Genomic DNA, 18,668 nt, shown 5'->3' on the forward strand with positions numbered 1-18,668 from the left:
TCAATCACCTGCCTATAAATTGTCGGGCAATGCGTTCATAAATGTGTACCGCCTGTTCAACTTGAGAAATCTCGACAAATTCATCAGGCGCATGCGCCTGATCCAAACTGCCTGGTCCCAGAATGATCGTTGGAATGCCGGCGATTGTCACCAGCTTGCTCATATCACAGCCCGCCCTGAATCCATACGGAGTTTGCGGTTTCCCCACTACTTGTTCAACCGCTTCAAGGGCAGTACTAACGATTCTCTCTGTTGCCATTGTTTCGGAAGGAATGGTAGCTACCACAACGTCAATTGGGTCTAGCGTTAGCTCAGGTATCGATATTTTCAATGCGTCCAGGATCTCTTGAAGCTCTGAATCCGCATCCGCGTGCGTCTCACCAGGAATCAACCTACGGTCAATGATGATTTCCGATTGATTAGGAATCGTATTTTGCCGAGTTCCTCCCTGAATCATCGTTACTACCGCACTGGCCGGTCCAAGCAGCGCATGAGGAGTAAGAGACAATTTTGTGTTCAACTTCTCATACTCCACAATGAATTTTGATGAATGGATGATCGCATTAATACCAAGCTCCGGTCGTCCTGAATGTGCAGCTCGTCCAAGGAAACGCAGCCGTCGCATATAGGTGCCTTTATGCGCAATGGCGACGTCCAACCCAGTAGGCTCACCTACAACCGCACCATCCGCCTGAATTCCTTGCTGAACCAAATGGAGCGTACCGAGCCCCCCGGCTTCCTCCCCCATCACGGCAGTAAGAACTAATTTACCGCTCAGATTTCTCGGATCGTTTGCGATGTTTTCCAAAGCTGCCATCATACTAACTAGACTGCCTTTGGCATCACAAGCACCAACTCCATAGAGCTTCCCCTCATCCAAGCTTAACCTCGGCTCAAAAGGCGGAGTTGACCACACTTGTCCTTTGGGAGAATTAACATCCATATGGGTATTGAAAACGAGACATGGACCGGGACCGTAATCCAGCGTAATAATGACATTGTCCTCACCCGGTTCAACCGTTTGACGTACGACTTGTGCACCGAAGCTCTTCGCCCATTTCTCCAACCAATCTGCTACCTCAGCTACTTCACCAGGCGGATTTGGAGTAGGATGCGATATACATGTCATTAAAGCTTTAATTACAGGGCTTGGTTGCTGCACAACATCATCTCCAACCTTGTAGTCTACTTCCATAAATCGGTCAAAAGTTTATTCAAATCATCAAAGCTCGCGTTCAATGTTAGTTCCGATTCCGCTATTGCCTGTTGAATGACCGATGGCTGCTTCAAGCCGCTTCCGGTAATAACGCATACGACGCAATCGTCCGGCTGAACGAGGCCATCGGAGACAGCCCGCTTCAGCACCGCAAGCGAGGCGGCAGAAGCAGGTTCAGCACAAATCCCTTCGTTGCCCAGCCATTGCACCGCTTCGATGATCTCCTCATTCGTCACAACTTCTGCGAATCCGCCTGAATCATAAATCGCATTCAATACTCGGCGACCTCCTTGAATCGGAGCATCAGCCGCAATACTTTGAGCAATTGTTTGGGTAGGATCACCATGTCTCTCCGCTTGCCTTGCTCCCTGTTTGAACGCCTGAACAATCGGCCCCGTAGCACTCGGCTGCACTGCAACCATTTTGGGGAGCGCGTCGATCCACGCCAGTTGCTTCAATTCACAAAAACCTTTCCAAGCTCCCCAAATACCTCCACCTGTACCTACGGGGTGAATCATCACGTCCGGAGCCTTCCAACCCAATGCCTGGCTAATTTCATAAGCATAGCTCTTCATCGCTTCGTGCCTAGTCGGATTGATGAAATTTACAAACTGATATAAACCCAGATCCCTCACGGCTTGCTCAAGCATGGCAGAAATATCCGTCATACTTTCAAAATGTAAAGTAGCCGTATGAGCCCCGTACAAGCCAATGATTGCTTTCTTGATCGGGTTAGCCAAATACTCGACCAACACCGTTGCATCTAGCCCCGCCCGGCTTGCGTACGCAGCGAATGAAGCTCCCGCATTCCCGGAGCTGTAAGTCAGCCCCCGTGATAACCCCAACTCTTTGGCAAAACTGACCGCCAAGCTAAATCCACGATCCTTAAAACTACCAGTAGGCATCAACGCATCATTTTTAAAATACAGCTTGGACAGCCCTAACTTCTTTCCAGCGTATACTGATGGTAAAAGCGGTGTGCCGCCCTCTCCCATTGATACAACGTTAGCACCGTCCTGCAGGGGATAAAATTCATGCCACCTCCACATCGAGGGTTCGCGAGAATTATATAACTGCGGTTGAAGTTCAACCTTCATACGGTCCATATCATACTGAATTTCCAGCAAGCCCCCGCAGCTTGGGCAAGTATTTAAAGGCTGCATTAATTCGAATCTCTCCGTGCAATTATCACAGGAATAATGAGTTGCATAAGACCAAGTCATCTGCTTTCTTCCTCCTAAAAACTGCTTAACTTTTTTTAACGCCCTTTGGCTTTCGGATTCAGTTTATCTCTCCAAATATCACCCAAAATATTGATGGCTAACACAATCAACATAATGGACAAGCCCGGGAATACGGAAATCCACCAAGCTGATTCCATATACAACTGACCTTGGTTCAGCATGTTACCCCAGCTGGGTACACTGACAGGCACGCCAAGCCCAAGAAAACTCAGTGAAGATTCTGCAATGATAGCAGACGCCACTTGGAAAGTAGCAATGGTAATTACCGGTGAAAAAATATTCGGAAGGATATGCCTAAACAGCAAGCGAAAGTCACTAACCCCAATGGTTTGCGCTGCGACGACGAAATCACTGGATCGTATGCTCAAAACCTCTGAGCGAATCACTCTCGCATAGGGCACCCAACCTGTAATGCCAAGGACAATAATTAAATTATTTAAGCCGCCTCCAATGACAGCCACGATCGCTAGAGCTAATAAAATCGTAGGAAAAGCCAATTGGATATCTGCGATCCTCATCATGAGATGATCCAAAGCGCTGTAAAATCCAGATAACAAGCCTATGATCGTTCCGAGTACGCCTGAGATCACTACGGCTGCCACACCTACAAGGATAGAAACTTGACTGCCATATATTATACGGCTTAACAAGTCCCGTCCCATATTATCGGTGCCCAGCCAATAGCCATCTTCGGAGCCACTAAGCCAAAAAGGCGGTTTAAAGCGCATTAATAAATCCTGTACGTTCGGATCATGCGGTGATATTTTCGTTGCGGTCACGGCCATAATGAGAAAGCCGCCAAGCACGCATAGTGATAACCAGTTAAACAGACTGCCATATTTCCCATTCACTATTCGTTTTAACGTAGGTATCCCTCCTATTTATATTGGATACGAGGATCAACAAGCGAATAACAGATATCAACAATTAAATTAACCAGTACAAAAATAGCGGCCAAAATGATGATTGCTCCCTGAACCAACGGATAATCACGGTTATAAATGGATTGCACCAGCAGTTGTCCAACACCTGGCCAAGCAAATACGGTCTCTGTTACTACGGATCCTCCCAATAAAGCTCCAATCTCCAAGCCAACGATCGTAATGATTGGTAGCAAACAATTTCGTAAAGCATGTTTCGAAATGACAACCACTGAAACCAACCCTTTGGCTCTGGCTGTACGAATATAATCAGAATCGAGTGCTTCAATCAACGATGCCCTTAACAATCTGGCAACCAGTGCCAAGAGATGAATGCCCAGCGCAAAGGCAGGTAGTACGATGTGGCTGAATCCGCCAATACCACCCGTAGGGAATATTCTCCAATGAACGGAGAACAGTAAGACGAGCACAATCCCCACCCAGAAAACAGGCATGGACTGACCAAAAACAATTAGCGACATGATCCCCTTCTCTATCACTGTCCCTCGTTTAATGGCCGAAATAATTCCGGCAGGGATTGCAACGACAAGAGAGAATAGCAAGGCTGCTCCGGCGAGTTGAATCGTCGCCGGCATCCTTTCTATAATAAGTTGCAACGTATGCTCGCCGTAGCGCAGTGAAACTCCAAAATCTAAATGGAGTAAATTCAATAGATAAATGCCATATTGCTCAATGACGGGTTTATCCATGCCCAGAGAATGCCGAAGCGCTTGCGCCTGTTCAGCCGTAGCATCCGGTGTCAGCATAATGGCTACCGGATCGCCAGTCAGCCTTGTAATTAGAAATACGACCGTCGCTACCCCAAATAAGACAAATATGGCATAAAAGCAGCGACGCAGTATATAAGAAAGCAATAGATATCACCTCCGCAGCAGACAAATCATTTAATGGATGCTTTGTACATGGACAAGATGCCGACCGGATTCGGTTTCCAATCAATATTGTTGCGGATTCCGTATAGGCCATTGATTTGATACAAATAGATGAAAGGTGCATCTTCTTTTAAAATCGTTTGCAGCTTTGTGAATGCAGCTTGTCGTTTTTGTGGATCTATGCTTTGTTCTTCTTCATCGACGAGTTTATCAATATCAGCGTTAGGATATCTGTTATAACGTCTGTCACTTTTTAGATAGGACTGAAAATTACTCATTGCGTCCATCGTCCATCCTGTATTTCCGATAAAATACATAGGTGAAGTCTTTTTCGCTACCAAATTAGCCGTTAAGGTTTTGCTGTCCATCAAGTTGAGCTGAACCTTAACCCCGATTTTCTCCAGCTGTGCCGCAATGACTTGAACATTGTTTACTTCCAAATTATCCGCATCCAATGTAATCGCGAAACCATCAGGATAACCGGCAGTCGCCAGCAGTTGCTTGGCTTTCTCGATGTTATATTCGTATGGCGCAATGGCCGGATCGTATCCGAAGTTCTCCTTAGGGACCAATGTAGACGCACGCGCAGCATTACCATCCAACACGGTTTTGATGATGGTATTCACATCAATGGCATAGTTGAGTGCCTGACGAACTTCCTTCTTGGCCAAAGGTCCTGCTTTCGTATCTAATGAAATGTAAAATGTGCGGATCCCAGGACTTGATACGACTTTAAGATCGGATTGGTTTTTCAGCTGTGTAGCCACATCGGGTTTGATACCAGATGCAATATCCACTTCCCCCGCTCTGATTGCTGCAGCCATATTAGAAGGGTTCGGAATGATTTTGAAGACAAGCTTTTTGAATTTGGCGGCTCCTTGCCAGTAGTCAGCGTTGGCTTCCATTGTAACTTGACTATCTTTTTGCCAGGAAACAAATTTAAATGGACCTGTACCAACAGGATTTTTCGCGAAATTCTCATCGCCTTTTTCCTTAATATACTGCGGAGGAACCATTGCGCCGCCAAACAACGTCATCTTATTAGGCAATATGGGATCGGGACCATCGGTAATAATTTTTACAGTTTTGGCATCGACAACAATCACTTCTTTAACCGTTTTCAGCTCAACGATCGGTGATTTCGTTTCAGGATTATTAAGACGATCGATACTGAATTTCACAGCATCTGCATTAAACGGCTCACCATCATGAAATTTCACACCTTCTCTAAGCTTAAATTCCCAAGTCGTATCGTTCAGCGCTTTCCATTCGGTAGCAAGTGATGGAGCCAATTTGTTATTCTCATCGCGTGTAACCAATGTATCAAACATGTTAATCAGAATACCCATGTCCGGTATTTTGCCTTGCTTTTGCGGGTCCAGTGTTCCTGCATCAATATCTTGCGCTACCGTTAATGTGTCCTTAGCCGGTTTGGAAGAGACCGCACTAGCTCCTTTGTCAGATGGAGAAGAGGAGCCGCCATTCGAGTTCGTGCAAGCTGATAAAGCCATAGTCAAACACATAGCTGCCAGTATAAGCTTTAATTTCACAATAATTCCTCCTAAAATGGTCTCACTGAATAGATTAGCTTACATACTCATATGACTGGACTTGTTTGATGTATAAAAATTGCTGATCCTACGACGTCTTGCACGCTGTAAATTGACCTGCTTGGATAACTGCGAATGGCTTTATGAACTGTTCAGGTGCTAGTAGTTTGCCTTGTGAATCGCGATAATCGCGACCTTCTGGACGCTGCCCATCAACTTCGAATAACGTTGCTCGATCGAGAATTCCATTGAGAGAACACCAATTGTTCATCTGTAAAATCTGTGATGGTGCAATCGTTACTGCGCCAATCACCTTTTCAAGTGGCATGCCGCATGCCAACAGCTTGGTCATCGTTGTAGACAGGTCATAAACCGGACCGCGAATATTGCGAATATGTACATCCGTACTAATGGTATGTGGCGCATATCCGGCAGCTATTGCATTACGGCATATCTCATTATTAAAACTTGCCGCCCCATGTCCCACATCCAGTTTAACGCCTCGATCGATGGCTTTTTGGAGTGCCAATACCGGTCTGCCATTTTTTAACCATGGATGTCCGATTTTCCCATGAAAGCAGTGGGTTATGACATCTCCTTCGTCCAATAGATCTAATACGCCATCAATGAGCGGAGGCGCTTCACCGATATGTACCATAACCGGCACGCCAGCTTCATATGCTGCCAGTTTGGCTAATTGAAGCGGTTGGAGTCCCATCGATCCAACAATGGCGCCGCTCGAACGAACCTTGACGCCACAGACGAAATCGCGATTATCAGCGATGGCTTGCACTGTTTTATCTACATGAATATGATCCAAAGTTGCAACTTCACGAAGATGAACAAGCCCAATGGAGCTAATGTTTAACCATGCCTTAACTTCCGTCTGAAAAGCAGGAGCAACATACTTCCGAAGCCCCGGCAAAGTCGCTTCCCCAGCACTGCCTGCATCAACAACCAAATGAACGCCGTTCTGAATACCTGCTTCGTCTGCGGGTACACTGAGGTTGGCAACACCATCGTAAACGTGTGTATGAAGATCAATCCATCCTGGACTCAAATAATACTGAGGCTCCTGTGATGAAAGATCTTGGAACGAACGATCTAGTCGGTAGCCATCCTCCGTCTTCTTCAGCAAGGCTTTGTATGTCTCTTGATTTAACGGGTCTATAACTTTTACAAGCGTCTGATCTTTCATAACGATACACCTGCCGTTTCGTATAAATGACAAGCTGCGGAATGTCCTGGAACAATTTCTTGCAGCTGTGGTCTTACTGATTTACAAACCTCCATCACCTGTGGGCAGCGGGTATGGAACGGGCAACCTTGCGGGGGATTAGCGGGACTCGGCACTTCTCCTTGCAAAATAATTTTCTCCCGCTTAACCCCTCTTTTCGCATGAGGTGAAGAAGATAACAGCGCCTTCGTATACGGATGGAGCGGTTCTTGGTACAAGCTATCCTTATCTCCTATCTCCACCAAATGCCCTAGATACATGACACCAACGCGATTGCTAATGTGCTTGACTACGGATAGATTATGCGAAATAAACATATAAGAAAGATTAAATTCTTTCTTCAATTCCGTCATTAGATTAAGAATCTGCGCCTGAATGGATACATCCAGAGCTGAAACCGCCTCATCTGCCACAATTAACTTAGGGCTTAATGACAATGCTCGTGCAATGCCTATACGCTGCCGTTGCCCACCAGAAAACTCGTGCGGATATTTCCGCAAATCTTTCTGACGCAAACCAACCAGATCTATTAATTGATTAACCTTCTCGGATGCTTCTTTTCTGTTCATGATGTCGTTTATCAGCAGTGGCTCCGCTATAATATCTGCAACCATCATCTTAGGGTTCAAGGATGCGTAAGGATCTTGAAATACCATTTGAAAGTTTCGACGTGTGCGGCGAAGCGTCTTACCGTGCATCTTGGTGATGTCTTGCTGATCGAATAAAATGGTACCTTCCGTCGGTTCTAGAACACGCATAATCATTCGGCCCAAGGTCGATTTCCCACAGCCCGACTCCCCAACAATACCAAGCGTTTCGCCATAACCTATTTGAAAGGAAACATTATCTATGGCCTTCACATGTCCAATTGTTCGACGTATAAGTCCAGCTTGGATCGGATAATATTTTTTGAGATTGGAAACTTCTAGCAGCTGATCACTCATTATATCTATCCTTTCTGTTAGATTAGATCACACCTAGCGAACTGACCGGGCTTCACTTCGCGCAGTTCAGGCATTTTTTGAGTACAGGAGGGCTGTGCCCGTTCGCATCGTTCTGCGAAGCGGCATCCAACTGGATACTTTGATGAATCCGGTACCGTACCTGGAATCGAGTACAACATCTCTTTTTCTTCATCAAGCGAAGGAATGGATTTCAACAGTGCTTGGGAATAGGGATGAAGCGGATCCTCAAACAAAGCATCGGCTGATGCACTTTCAACCACTTGGCCCGCATACATAACAACTACGTGATCAGCGATTTCAGCTACTACACCCAAATCATGGGTTATCATCATCACCGAGGTATCGAATTCATCACGCATGCGCTTCATCAACTCAAGCACTTGGGCTTGAATTGTCACATCTAGAGCCGTTGTAGGCTCATCTGCAATTAAAAGCTTTGGCTCGCATATCATCGCCATGCCGATCATCACACGCTGTCGCATTCCACCGGAAAATTGATGCGGATATTCCTTCACGATATCCTTTGCCCTTGCTACACCAACGAATTCAAGCATTTTAACGACCTGTTCCATTGCTTGCTGTTTCGTTATTTTACGGTGTCTGAGAAGAACTTCCGACATCTGATCGCCAATCGTCAACACCGGGTTCAACGATGTCATCGGCTCCTGGAAAATCATCGAAATATCGTTTCCCCTAATCGCTGATAGTTGATTCTCCGTTAACTCAAGTAAATCTTGACCCCCAAACCAAATCTGCCCATTTACCACCCGACCATGTGGCTTTGGAACCAACCCCATGATGGATAAAGATGTCATACTTTTCCCGCAACCCGATTCCCCAACAATACAAACAATCTGCTTAGGATAAATAGTGAGATCAATACCATCAACAGCATGTACTTCGACATCGCCTTTGACAAAATAGGTTTTTAAATTCTCAACCGATAGTAGTGGCTGAACCATCAAGTGCCTCCTTTATCTATGATTTTCATCACCGCAAGGTAATATTAAAAATTTTTATATTATATTAATTTTTTTCTTTTTATTAATATAGTCAAAAAGAAACAACCCGTCAATGCTTTTTTTACCAAGTAAGCCCTTCCAAAAATAAATTACATGACACGCACTTAACACGAAATTAAGATTCTATCTATTTCTCAAAAGAAAGTTTATCATTTCCCGAAGATATGTCAGATTTCATTCCATTCATTTTTCTAGATTAATGCAAAAAAACCAACCAACGTAAGTAAGTTGATCGGTTTTTTATTCCTATGCTCTCGCACAATTTATTTCACGCGAACTTCATCAAGTAGGTTATAGAGAGTAAATTTAGAGATATCCAAAAACTGGCACACCTTATCTCCAGCTTTCTTAATGAGGAATGCTCCTCGTCTATCGAGAAATTGGACCGCTTTCTTTTTATCCTCTTTCCCCATATGGGAAACCGGTATTCCTATCTCGTTATGGCATTGTTGAAGCAAATAGTCCAGTAAATCACTCACATCATTAACGAATACTTCTTCCGTTTCTTGTTCCATGCTGTGCATAGTGATCGATTTAAGTGCTTTTTCAGCCATAATCAAATCAGAAATATCCATATTTATGCAAATGGCTCCGATAATCTCCTCATTATTATTTTTGAGGTAAATAGACGTAGATCGAAGAATTTTTCCATCTTTCGTTTGCGTGATATAGTTATAGCGATCACCGTCTTTGTCAGAACCTCTCAAAACTTCCAGTCCCAAATTGCTCCCACAATCACCAATTCTTCTTCCAGTAATATGTGAGTTCTCAATCCCTACAATTGTATGCTCATAATCACCAGTCAAATCATGAAGGACAACTTCGCATTTATCCCCGAATTGCGTTGCAATTCCTTTAATAATTTGCTTTAAAGCTCCAAGTTCATCGTTTATATGTTCCAATCACATCACACACCTTAAAAAAAATAATACTACATTAAAATTTTTATTAATGCATATTCTAACCTTATTTTTGTCATTTAGCAATATCATTACTGCAATACCTTTTGAAGACTATAAATCGTCAATAAGTTTTCGCTATTTTGACATCATAGTCTGATTACAGTACGACAAAACGGCTTATAATGAAGCCATTACCATGTGGTAGGAAAGGAGATTTTCTGATTAAATGAGCGCAAACAACCATGCACCAAGGCAAGCTAGCAACAAAAATTACACGGCTGCCATCGTCACCATTTCACTTGTCGCAAATATTGTTATATTACTCTTGTTCTTCTCACCGATTGGTTACAAGGGAGAGATAAATTTCGATCTTACCATCTTTCCAAGAATCAATGGGGTGTTAAACAGCTTCACCTTCATCTTTCTGCTTGCCGCTTTGATCGCGATCCTACGGAAGAACGTAAAGCTTCACAAAGGGTTCATTCTAGCTGCCTTCTCTTCTACACTGTTGTTCCTTGTCTCCTACTTAACGTTTCATTACATGTCCTCGGAGACGGCCTTGTTCGGTGGTGAAGGCATTATTCGGCCGATATATTTTTTCATTCTGATATCTCACAGCATTCTTGCCGCCATCATCGTGCCACTCGCTTTGTTCACTCTCGTATGGGGTTGGACTAACCAATTGCATAAACATCGTAGAATTGCCCGTTGGACAATGCCGATCTGGTTATATGTGAGCTTAACCGGGGTTGTCGTGTTCCTAATGATGAATCCGTATTATTAAAGGGGATCTAGAATTAAAATTGTAGGCAGCTCAGCAACTCTACTGACCATTAACATAATAGAGGCCGCCGATCATGCCGGCAGCCTCCCAATGTTGTGTTTATTGAACAAACGACGTTCTCCGTTAGTGTAAACGCTCACAGACGCGCGGGATTAGAATCTAGGGAATTCTCCCCTTGCCAAATGTTTGCTAAAGATCACTCCAATCTTCATGGTTAACAAAGGAAACAAAAGATACAGGTAAACGTCCCACCATATCTGACTTATCAAGATTCCACTTTGTTTCAAGAGCACGGTTATCAGTATAAGGATTGTCTCTAGACAGACATATTTTATCCAACGGTATTTCCAACTTACCATAAGCAGTAGGGTAGTGACGAGTACAAAGGATAGATAGTAAACAATAGCGAAAGCACTGGTGTCATATGCCGGATCCGTAAACCATCCAGGCCGGTAAACCCTGCTATAGAATAACATGAAGGGTAAGAACTGGACGGTTCCAGAAAAAGGACCCAAACATAAAAAAAGCAAAAACGCGCGTGAGGCTCCTTTCCTAGCCTTAAGCATCCAGGGATACATCTTTTTTATCAACGGGAAGTAAAAGAGGAGACCCAATGAAGTATATCCAATCCGCCACCAATATAGCGAATAGATATGCAGTTTGACGAAAAGCCATTCGATCCCTGCTAGCAGAGCGATAAACCCAATTATCCAAAACCAGCCTAGTTGAAATACCGAAAGGATTAGAGCGAGGGATGGTATGGAGATTAAATTAGATGTTATAGCTCCAAGATGGCTGTCGTAATAATGATTGCTAAGTAGTTTAGGGTGGTACTCGTAGCTCCCGTTGAAGATATAGATGACGGCCTCGACGATATATAAGAGTTCAACTCCAATAAAGAATTGCATATAGGTGTGGATGCTTCGTTTTCTATAAAACACTATGACCTGTAAAATGATACAAATGAAGCTCAGACCTAAATACCAATACGAATTAGAGCTCACGCCAAACACCCCTGCATTGTAGAATAGTTCCCATTATTGTCCAACTTCTACGGAATAAATATTCACAGTGGATGTGATCCTACTCTATATTTATAACAATTTCAATATTTTATATATGTAATTCTACCGAAGTTATCTTACCGTAAATTGATTTAACAAAAGAGGAGCCTGCCACTTAACAAGCCCCTCAACTATTGAATCATGTAAGCGTGCAGGCATGTTCGTAATATTACCTATGAAATCTTCCCCCACCAAAATGAAAGATAGCGCCCTTCACAAGTACCTAAATTCTAGGAAGGTTTAATTTGCATCCTCTTGCCATCTGCTTTAAGTATTCGTAATTTTCACTTCATCCAAAGCTCTCTGCGCCAATCCGTTAACAACGATGTCATCCATCGGTGGATTATGCAGTCCTGCCCGCACGTCGCGATACATCCGCTCCAATGGTAAACTGCGTGACAAACTCGCAGCACCGACGATACGCATCGCTGTATCTACAATCGAGATCGCATGATTCGTGGCCACATGTTTGGCCAAGCCCAGCTCCGGCTTTAGCGCTTTGCGCCGCTCAGGTTCCCGGTCCCAGCGATCGGCAACCGAATAAAGCACCGTGCGCGCCGTTACAAGCGCAATTTCCATTTCACCGATTTGACGCCGAATATTCGGTAGTTCAGCTATCGGTGTGGTCAAGCTGTTCGGTCGATACTGCTGCGCGAAGTTAATCGCAAAGCTTCTAGCTGCATGTGCAATCCCAATATAACAAGCGGGAATATGCAATAGCCAGCCACCTTCGTCGGGTCTGCGCTCCTCACGTGGTGCTCCCGAACGATGAACAAGCTGGTCATCTGGCACGAATACGTCCTCAAGCACCACATCGTGGCTCCCCGTAGCGCGCATACCAAGTGTGTTCCATGTTTCTTCTACACGTACGCCAGATCCGGAACGCACAAAAAAATCCCCTGTTTCCTCCGTACCCTCAATCGCCGCCGAAACAGTAAAACATGTGAGTATCGGACTCAGCGTACTGTAGGTTTTGCGTCCACTCAGCAGCCATCCGCCCTTTGTGGCAACGGCCTTCGTTTCCGGTCTTCCCCCTCGACTCGGACTCCCTGTTGCCCGTTCCGTCGCCAAATGATTAATCAACGCACCTGTTTCCACCGTCTCTCGGCAAAACCGTGCATACAACGTTTCCGGCCAAGCATTCGTATAGCGCAGCTGATGCAGCAAACCAACGTGCCAGCCCACCGCAAGCGTTGTTGAACCATCGCCTCGCGCCAGTCGTTCCTGGGCAAGCACCAATTCGTACAGCGACGCTTCCTCTCCGCCGTAAGCTCGCGGCACTGTCAACTGCAAGTAGCCTGATTCATGAAGATCCGCGAAATTGGCGAACGGAAAGCTTCCTTCTGTATCATGATGTGCCGAACGATTCGCGAAGCGAGCGGCTAATCGATCAGAACGTTGCGCAATCTCTGCCTCTCGTTTATTACGAATATATAAATCTGTTTCTATGCTCTCAGTCATTTGTCTCTCTCCTCTGTATGTCTATTTAGCCTTCATAAAATTTTTGAACTTGCTTTTTAATTTAATTATTATTATTCCTAGAACTGTTCCAATAAAAAGACTTATGAATGAATACGGAATACCGAGTCCGATTAACACTAGTCCATTAGCAGGATTATCATCAACATCACGATTCGGATCACCAGTTGCTACCATGTAAAACAGATAGAGTACATAAAAAATAATGAAAGAAATTAAAGAAATTAACAGCTGCCTCCACTGACCACGAGAAACAATCAAACTGCTAATGGTATTTGTTAGAAATAACAATATAAATCCCTGTGATAGTCTTGAATTTAAATAAGCTCCATTAGATCCAAATATATATTTGGGTTATAACAAGCATTTTGATTATTCATTCAGCAACTGTCGCGGCTACGCTTCGACATCCTCATAACAATTATGATGGGCTTCTTGAACCGATCTTGCATATTCAAGAAAATAACTGTGGGTTTCACCCTTAGTAAGCTTATAGAATCCGTTTTTATGTTCTAAGACAACTTTTCCATTAATATTAACCTTCACAAAATCTAATTCATGAAAAAACTCATTTATTTTACTAATAACGATATCACTCATTACACCACCACTTTTTTTATAAAATTCCCCGTTAGATCCGCGATACATACACCTGATCCAAGAAAGGCTTTAAGGATGTATGAAGAAGCTTTAAAAAATCTCTGCTATTGCTTGCTCCTTATCAGATGGCCGAAATCAGACTCTTTGGTGTTTATCTACAAAGGTGTCCACATTCTCTACATTAAACTCTTTTGACCAAGTGGGATAGCCGTACTCCAAGAACAAGGACTCACCATTACTAGCGATACTAAAAACAATATCACTTAATTAATGGTACCACATATTGGAAGTATTGTGCCCTTTAGCTTAATAAGAATAAGGAGCAGCTGCCGCGTGGCGAGCTACTCCCTTTAAGTCCAACAATTCATTACAAAAATGCATGAATCAAAAATAAAACAGCAAATGCTAGTCCACATCTTAAATGCCATTTCTTATCGAGCCTTCTGTAGCGGAGTAAACCCGAAACCGGTACCGGTAACAGCACGATCAATGCAAGAAGCCCGCTAATGTTGTTGAAATCCCATTTAAAACCAAACATAAACACAGCAACTGTATGGAGTATAATAAGTGCGATTGCGAGAACAGCAAATGAAACATGATATTTCTTGACAATACGGAGTAGTATAACCAATCCTTTTTTCAGATGAGCGAATTTCCCCAAAATGCCTTGTTTAATGATAAAAGCTAAAATGTAATTCGCTACCACCACGAACAGGACTATACGGGCATTGGAGCCATAATCTTTGAATATATGCTCAAAGCTGCGATTGTGTATGGTTGTTGATGGTAAATGAAAAAGACTCCACAGCTGCCATATTAGATAGATTGTGGACACAGCCATCGCACCAAATACCCATATGCGTTCTTTCTTAGGAATCCATGATTGTTTTACTTCTAAATTTTGCTGAGAGCTCATCTTAACCCCTCCCTCTCATATCCTCTTCATATCGCCTTTCCTGATATCGCTGATAATACCAAATAGAAATGGCTAACCAACTACCGCTTGCTAGAAAACCACCAAGAACATCACTTGGATAATGTACGCCCAAATAGATTCTGCTGATTCCTATCGTCATTATCATAATGATACTTATTATAATTAAGATGCTACGACCAAGAGCAGTTGCAATATGCCGCCAAAGCAAAAAAGCAACAACACCGTATAAGCTAAAAGCAGCCATTGAATGCCCACTTGGAAAACTAAACCCATTTGCATCAATGATGCGATGTAAAACCGGTCTTGCACGTTTAAAAATAAGTTTTAAAGTTTCGTTTAAAATCACCGAGCCAATGACAACGCTTAAAAATAAAATCAACTCACTTCGATGATGTAAAACCTTATACAAGAAAAACAAAATGATTAGCGTAACAACGACAACTGGAACTCCTCCCCCTATGAAGGTAAAGAATTTCATAATGCTTGTAAGAGGCGGCGTTTCTAACCCTTGAACAAACGAAATGATCACCTTGTCGAATTGAACCACCTTATGATCGGTTACCAAGAACGCTATAGCTCCAAAGCTAATTGCGCTCAAGAGGCTTGTAAAAAAAGCCCAGGTTAATTGTATCTTCAAATTCATTTATTCATAAATCCCCTTTATCTGTTAAAAAAATTTAATTTTTTTACTAAACTCTACTCCAAGTCCCTCAACTTCATTTGAATATGATAACTCGTAAGATATCGAAAACAGAGGTGCTGGAATGGTGAATAGAGCTCGAACAGTGGGCAGCAAATGGGTCAAAACAAAGGTGCTCTTATTAAACAAAGAACTTCGCAAATTTGTTCCGGAAACAAGAGTCTACAGTCAATCGAACCTTCTTCAAATGCTAAATAAGCATAAAATGGTTTATGTCAAACCAATCAATGGCTCTTCAGGACAAGGTGTTATTCGTGTAGAGAAAAATGAAATATTCCGTTTTCAGGCTGGCAAAACTGCCAAATCATTTGCTACGTTTCAAGGCCTATTCGCTGCTCTAAGCAAAGCCAAGTTAAACAGATCCTATCTTGTTCAGCAAGGTATTCATCTCTTAACGCACCAGAAGCGAATCTTCGACACACGTATTATGGTTCAAAGAACCCCTCATAAAAATTGGGAAGCAACTGGTTATATCGGCCGAGTTGCTCATCCCCGCAAGATAGTGACGAACTTTCATAATAGCGGCAAACCGCTGCCCTTAGAATTATTACTTGGTTCCTATTTAAAGAATCAAAAGAAAAGTGATTATATCCAAAGCTTACGACATTTAGGGTATCGAATTGCAACGCATTACCAGAAGAGTTATCCCGGATTTAAAGAAATTGGTGTTGATATTGGAATTGATAAAAATTTAAAACCGTGGGTGCTAGAAGTCAACACGGCGCCTGACCCTTTTATTTTCAACCAATTAAAAGATAAAAAAATGTTCTTCAAAGTCCTGCGGTATGCGAGAGCAAACGGCCGGTTCTTACGTGTAAAACGCAAATAATAATGGTTACTTTAGCCGCGTATAAAAGCTCCAATCCTCTTAAACAGGAGATTGGAGCTGTTTAATTTTAAGAGGGCAATTTTTGTTGACGTACCATCATTTTAACTCCCAACAAACCAAGACCGACTACACAAGCCGCGACAATTAGCCATATTGGATGATGGAAATGCATAAAAATGTGGTCCCATGCTTTACCAAGCTTTTGACCTAGAAAAACGATAACTAAAATCCAGGCCATTGCACCAAAATACGAGATACTCATAAATTTAGTGAACCGCAATTTTATCGCCCCTGCAATGAAAGGAGCAGCATGTCTAAGACCAGCCACATAAAAGCCTACTAATAGTAAGATAGCCCCGTGCTTCTTAAACTGCTCTGCCCAATTTTCTAATCTGCTTTCAGAAAGCTTAATCCACTTGGTTACTTTGCTAATCCGCTTGAGCCCAATACTTTTCCCAAGGAGGTAATTCACTGTCATTCCAGCACACGCTCCTAGCCAGGCGAAGCCGATAATGCCACCCAAATGTAAATTAGTCTTAACGGCTATATAGCCTGCACCTAGCAGGATAATCTCGATCGGTAACGGTATGCCAACAATTCCAAGGAAAAGTGCTATAGAAATACCGGCATAACCATAATGGGTGATTAACAAGATCATTGAATGATGATTCATCTTTCTTCACCTGCCTCGAATTGATCCTATCACAGGAATGTGAAAAACACATGAGAGAATCCTTTGAAACACGAATTTATCTTATGTTTGGATTGTCAAGGTATTTCCTTTCATCCGATTCTCATGATCTTCTAATAATTGTCCTTTAAGCCTCGCTGGAACTAGTATCCCCGCACATTTGTTAATTTATAGGGATTTACGGATGTGATAAGGTTGTCTCAGGTGAAAACCTAAAACACGATCCTGAAGGGGGATATCCAATCATGAACAACATGAAAACGAACCGCCTAAGCAAATCGCTATTAGGTATTACACTTAGTGTATCCTTATTTGCATCTGCTAACCTAATGATGGCGCCGCAATCCGCGCATGCTGCAAGCAATGTTTCTACAGCAGCAACAGCAGCTTCAGCATCAACATCAATTTCTGGAAAAGCAAATAGTATCATTACAACTGGTAAACAATATTTAGGTGTAAGGTATAAATTCGGTACTCAAAAAGGCAGCACTAGCTCCTTTGATTGCTCTTCTTTTACACAATATGTTTATGGCAAAAATGGGATCAATCTGCCCCGTTCGTCTAAGCAGCAATCACAAGTAGGAACTTTTGTTGCTAGAAATCAGCTTCAACCGGGGGATCTTGTCTTTTTCTACTCACCAATTCATCATGTTGGTATCTACATGGGGAATGGAAAGGTTTTGCACACCTATGGCAGCCCTGGTGTTACGATTTCAGATATGAACTCTGGCTGGTGGAGCAAAAATTACAAAACAGCCCGTCGTGTGATTCACTAAGCCTGTATCCCTTTGTTTAACTTAAGAGCAAGGTCAGAAGACCTCTTTCAGTTCTCCAACTGAAGGAGGTCCTTTTCCTATGGCAGAACATCCCGCTATCTTGGTACATAAGATGTAAGGCGATTAATTTAAACACCTTGAAAAGAGTGGTGTTCATGTCAAATAGAATACTTGTCATCGAAGATGAAGAAAAAATAGCAAGGCTGCTGCAATTAGAACTCACACATGCCGGGTATCTTGTAGAGTTAGCTTCAGATGGCTCAGAAGGACTACGAAAAGCATTGAATGATAAGTGGGACCTCATTCTTCTAGATATTCTGCTTCCTGTATTTAACGGTTTTGAACTGATTAAATCCTTTCGCAAGAAGAATTCAGAAACACCTATTATTGTGGTAACGGCCTGCGATACCCCCTCGGATATTGTGAATGGACTTGATTTGGGGAGCCAGGATTATATAACAAAACCCTTTCACTTGGAAGAGCTACTCGCTCGGATTCGCGCTTGCATGCGCCGCCAAAATCAATTCCAACAAACCGATGACGAGCTTAATAAGCATGACTCCATGATCTATACGGTGAAAGGAACAAACGTGAATCTTCGGTCTAGAGAAGTGTTACAGAATGATATTAAGATTGACTTTACACCAAAAGAATTTGAACTCCTCGTCTATTTGATCGAACATCAGAATGAAATCCTTAGTCGGGAACAAATCATGAACGATGTATGGGGTTACGATTTCCTAGGGAATTCAAATCTGGTGGATGTATATATTCGATATGTCCGCAAAAAGCTACTTGCGCCTTACCCAAATATTCGAACAATCCGTGGTGTTGGGTACCTCTTGGAGGTCTAGTTGAT

At 42.9% G+C, this 18,668-nt stretch carries 18 protein-coding genes; 4 read left to right on the forward strand and 14 right to left on the reverse strand.

Going from position 1 to position 18,668, the window contains the following annotated elements; translation table 11 throughout:
- Positions 1 to 4: 4 nt before the first annotated feature.
- The 9 genes from RQP52_RS11465 to RQP52_RS11505 form a co-directional block, all read right to left on the reverse strand.
- Positions 5 to 1,195 carry a M20 family metallopeptidase gene (locus RQP52_RS11465; protein ID WP_315951554.1) on the reverse strand — a complete coding sequence of 397 codons (1,191 nt, stop codon included), beginning with the start codon at positions 1,193 to 1,195 and terminating at the stop codon, positions 5 to 7.
- On the reverse strand, positions 1,186 to 2,439 hold the full coding sequence (locus tag RQP52_RS11470) for a threonine synthase (RefSeq protein ID WP_315951556.1): 1,254 nt from the start codon (positions 2,437 to 2,439) through the stop codon (positions 1,186 to 1,188). The genes RQP52_RS11465 and RQP52_RS11470 overlap by 10 nt, the downstream gene beginning before the upstream one ends.
- A 35-nt stretch (positions 2,440 to 2,474) precedes the next feature.
- Positions 2,475 to 3,311: an ABC transporter permease gene (locus RQP52_RS11475; protein WP_315951558.1), complete on the reverse strand. Its 837-nt coding sequence runs from the start codon at positions 3,309 to 3,311 to the stop codon at positions 2,475 to 2,477.
- Between the two features lie 26 nt (positions 3,312 to 3,337).
- Positions 3,338 to 4,255, reverse strand: coding sequence for an ABC transporter permease (locus RQP52_RS11480; RefSeq protein ID WP_315951560.1), 918 nt, complete (start codon positions 4,253 to 4,255; stop codon positions 3,338 to 3,340).
- A gap of 26 nt (positions 4,256 to 4,281) precedes the next feature.
- Positions 4,282 to 5,823 (reverse strand): ABC transporter substrate-binding protein, encoded by a 1,542-nt coding sequence (locus RQP52_RS11485; RefSeq protein ID WP_315951562.1) that lies wholly within the window; start codon positions 5,821 to 5,823, stop codon positions 4,282 to 4,284.
- 88 nt (positions 5,824 to 5,911) lie between these two features.
- Positions 5,912 to 7,021 (reverse strand): amidohydrolase/deacetylase family metallohydrolase, encoded by a 1,110-nt coding sequence (locus tag RQP52_RS11490; RefSeq protein WP_315951564.1) that lies wholly within the window; start codon positions 7,019 to 7,021, stop codon positions 5,912 to 5,914.
- Positions 7,018 to 8,004, reverse strand: coding sequence for an ABC transporter ATP-binding protein (locus RQP52_RS11495; RefSeq protein WP_315951565.1), 987 nt, complete (start codon positions 8,002 to 8,004; stop codon positions 7,018 to 7,020). Before RQP52_RS11495 ends, RQP52_RS11490 begins: the two co-directional genes overlap by 4 nt.
- 17 nt (positions 8,005 to 8,021) lie before the next feature.
- Positions 8,022 to 8,987, reverse strand: coding sequence for an ABC transporter ATP-binding protein (locus RQP52_RS11500; RefSeq protein WP_315951567.1), 966 nt, complete (start codon positions 8,985 to 8,987; stop codon positions 8,022 to 8,024).
- Positions 8,988 to 9,310: 323 nt separating this feature from the next.
- A complete protein-coding gene (locus tag RQP52_RS11505) occupies positions 9,311 to 9,949 on the reverse strand; it encodes a helix-turn-helix transcriptional regulator (protein WP_315951569.1) in 639 nt (212 codons plus the stop codon).
- Between the two features lie 226 nt (positions 9,950 to 10,175).
- Here RQP52_RS11505 and RQP52_RS11510 point away from each other — a divergent pair, with 226 nt between their 5' ends.
- The gene (locus tag RQP52_RS11510) at positions 10,176 to 10,733 is read left to right on the forward strand and encodes a DUF420 domain-containing protein (RefSeq protein ID WP_315951570.1); all 558 of its coding nucleotides are present in this window, start codon (positions 10,176 to 10,178) and stop codon (positions 10,731 to 10,733) included.
- A 1,331-nt stretch (positions 10,734 to 12,064) separates the two neighbouring features.
- Here RQP52_RS11510 and RQP52_RS11515 read toward each other — a convergent pair.
- The 4 genes from RQP52_RS11515 to RQP52_RS11530 form a co-directional block, all read right to left on the reverse strand.
- On the reverse strand, positions 12,065 to 13,258 hold the full coding sequence (locus tag RQP52_RS11515) for an acyl-CoA dehydrogenase family protein (protein WP_315951571.1): 1,194 nt from the start codon (positions 13,256 to 13,258) through the stop codon (positions 12,065 to 12,067).
- 414 nt (positions 13,259 to 13,672) lie between these two features.
- The gene (locus RQP52_RS11520; protein WP_315951572.1) at positions 13,673 to 13,876 is read right to left on the reverse strand and encodes a hypothetical protein; all 204 of its coding nucleotides are present in this window, start codon (positions 13,874 to 13,876) and stop codon (positions 13,673 to 13,675) included.
- Between the two features lie 367 nt (positions 13,877 to 14,243).
- Complete coding sequence (locus tag RQP52_RS11525; RefSeq protein WP_315951573.1) at positions 14,244 to 14,792, reverse strand: hypothetical protein; 549 nt, start codon at positions 14,790 to 14,792, stop codon at positions 14,244 to 14,246.
- Position 14,793: 1 nt separating this feature from the next.
- Complete coding sequence (locus tag RQP52_RS11530; protein WP_315951575.1) at positions 14,794 to 15,456, reverse strand: phosphatase PAP2 family protein; 663 nt, start codon at positions 15,454 to 15,456, stop codon at positions 14,794 to 14,796.
- Positions 15,457 to 15,598: 142 nt separating this feature from the next.
- On the opposite strand from RQP52_RS11530, the gene RQP52_RS11535 reads away from it, so the two are divergent.
- Positions 15,599 to 16,342, forward strand: coding sequence for a YheC/YheD family protein (locus tag RQP52_RS11535; protein ID WP_315951577.1), 744 nt, complete (start codon positions 15,599 to 15,601; stop codon positions 16,340 to 16,342).
- 67 nt (positions 16,343 to 16,409) lie between these two features.
- Here the strand turns inward: RQP52_RS11535 and RQP52_RS11540 are convergent, their stop codons facing one another.
- Complete coding sequence (locus tag RQP52_RS11540; protein WP_315951579.1) at positions 16,410 to 17,015, reverse strand: DedA family protein; 606 nt, start codon at positions 17,013 to 17,015, stop codon at positions 16,410 to 16,412.
- Between the two features lie 263 nt (positions 17,016 to 17,278).
- Between RQP52_RS11540 and RQP52_RS11545 the strand changes: the two genes are divergently transcribed.
- Both RQP52_RS11545 and RQP52_RS11550 read left to right on the forward strand, forming a co-directional pair.
- Positions 17,279 to 17,809, forward strand: a complete 531-nt coding sequence (locus RQP52_RS11545; protein WP_379172449.1) for a C40 family peptidase — start codon at positions 17,279 to 17,281, stop codon at positions 17,807 to 17,809.
- Between the two features lie 155 nt (positions 17,810 to 17,964).
- On the forward strand, positions 17,965 to 18,663 hold the full coding sequence (locus RQP52_RS11550; RefSeq protein WP_315951581.1) for a response regulator transcription factor: 699 nt from the start codon (positions 17,965 to 17,967) through the stop codon (positions 18,661 to 18,663).
- Positions 18,664 to 18,668: the final 5 nt, after the last annotated feature.

This window comes from Paenibacillus violae (assembly GCF_032461945.1).
Lineage (GTDB): Bacteria > Bacillota > Bacilli > Paenibacillales > NBRC-103111 > Paenibacillus_E > Paenibacillus_E violae.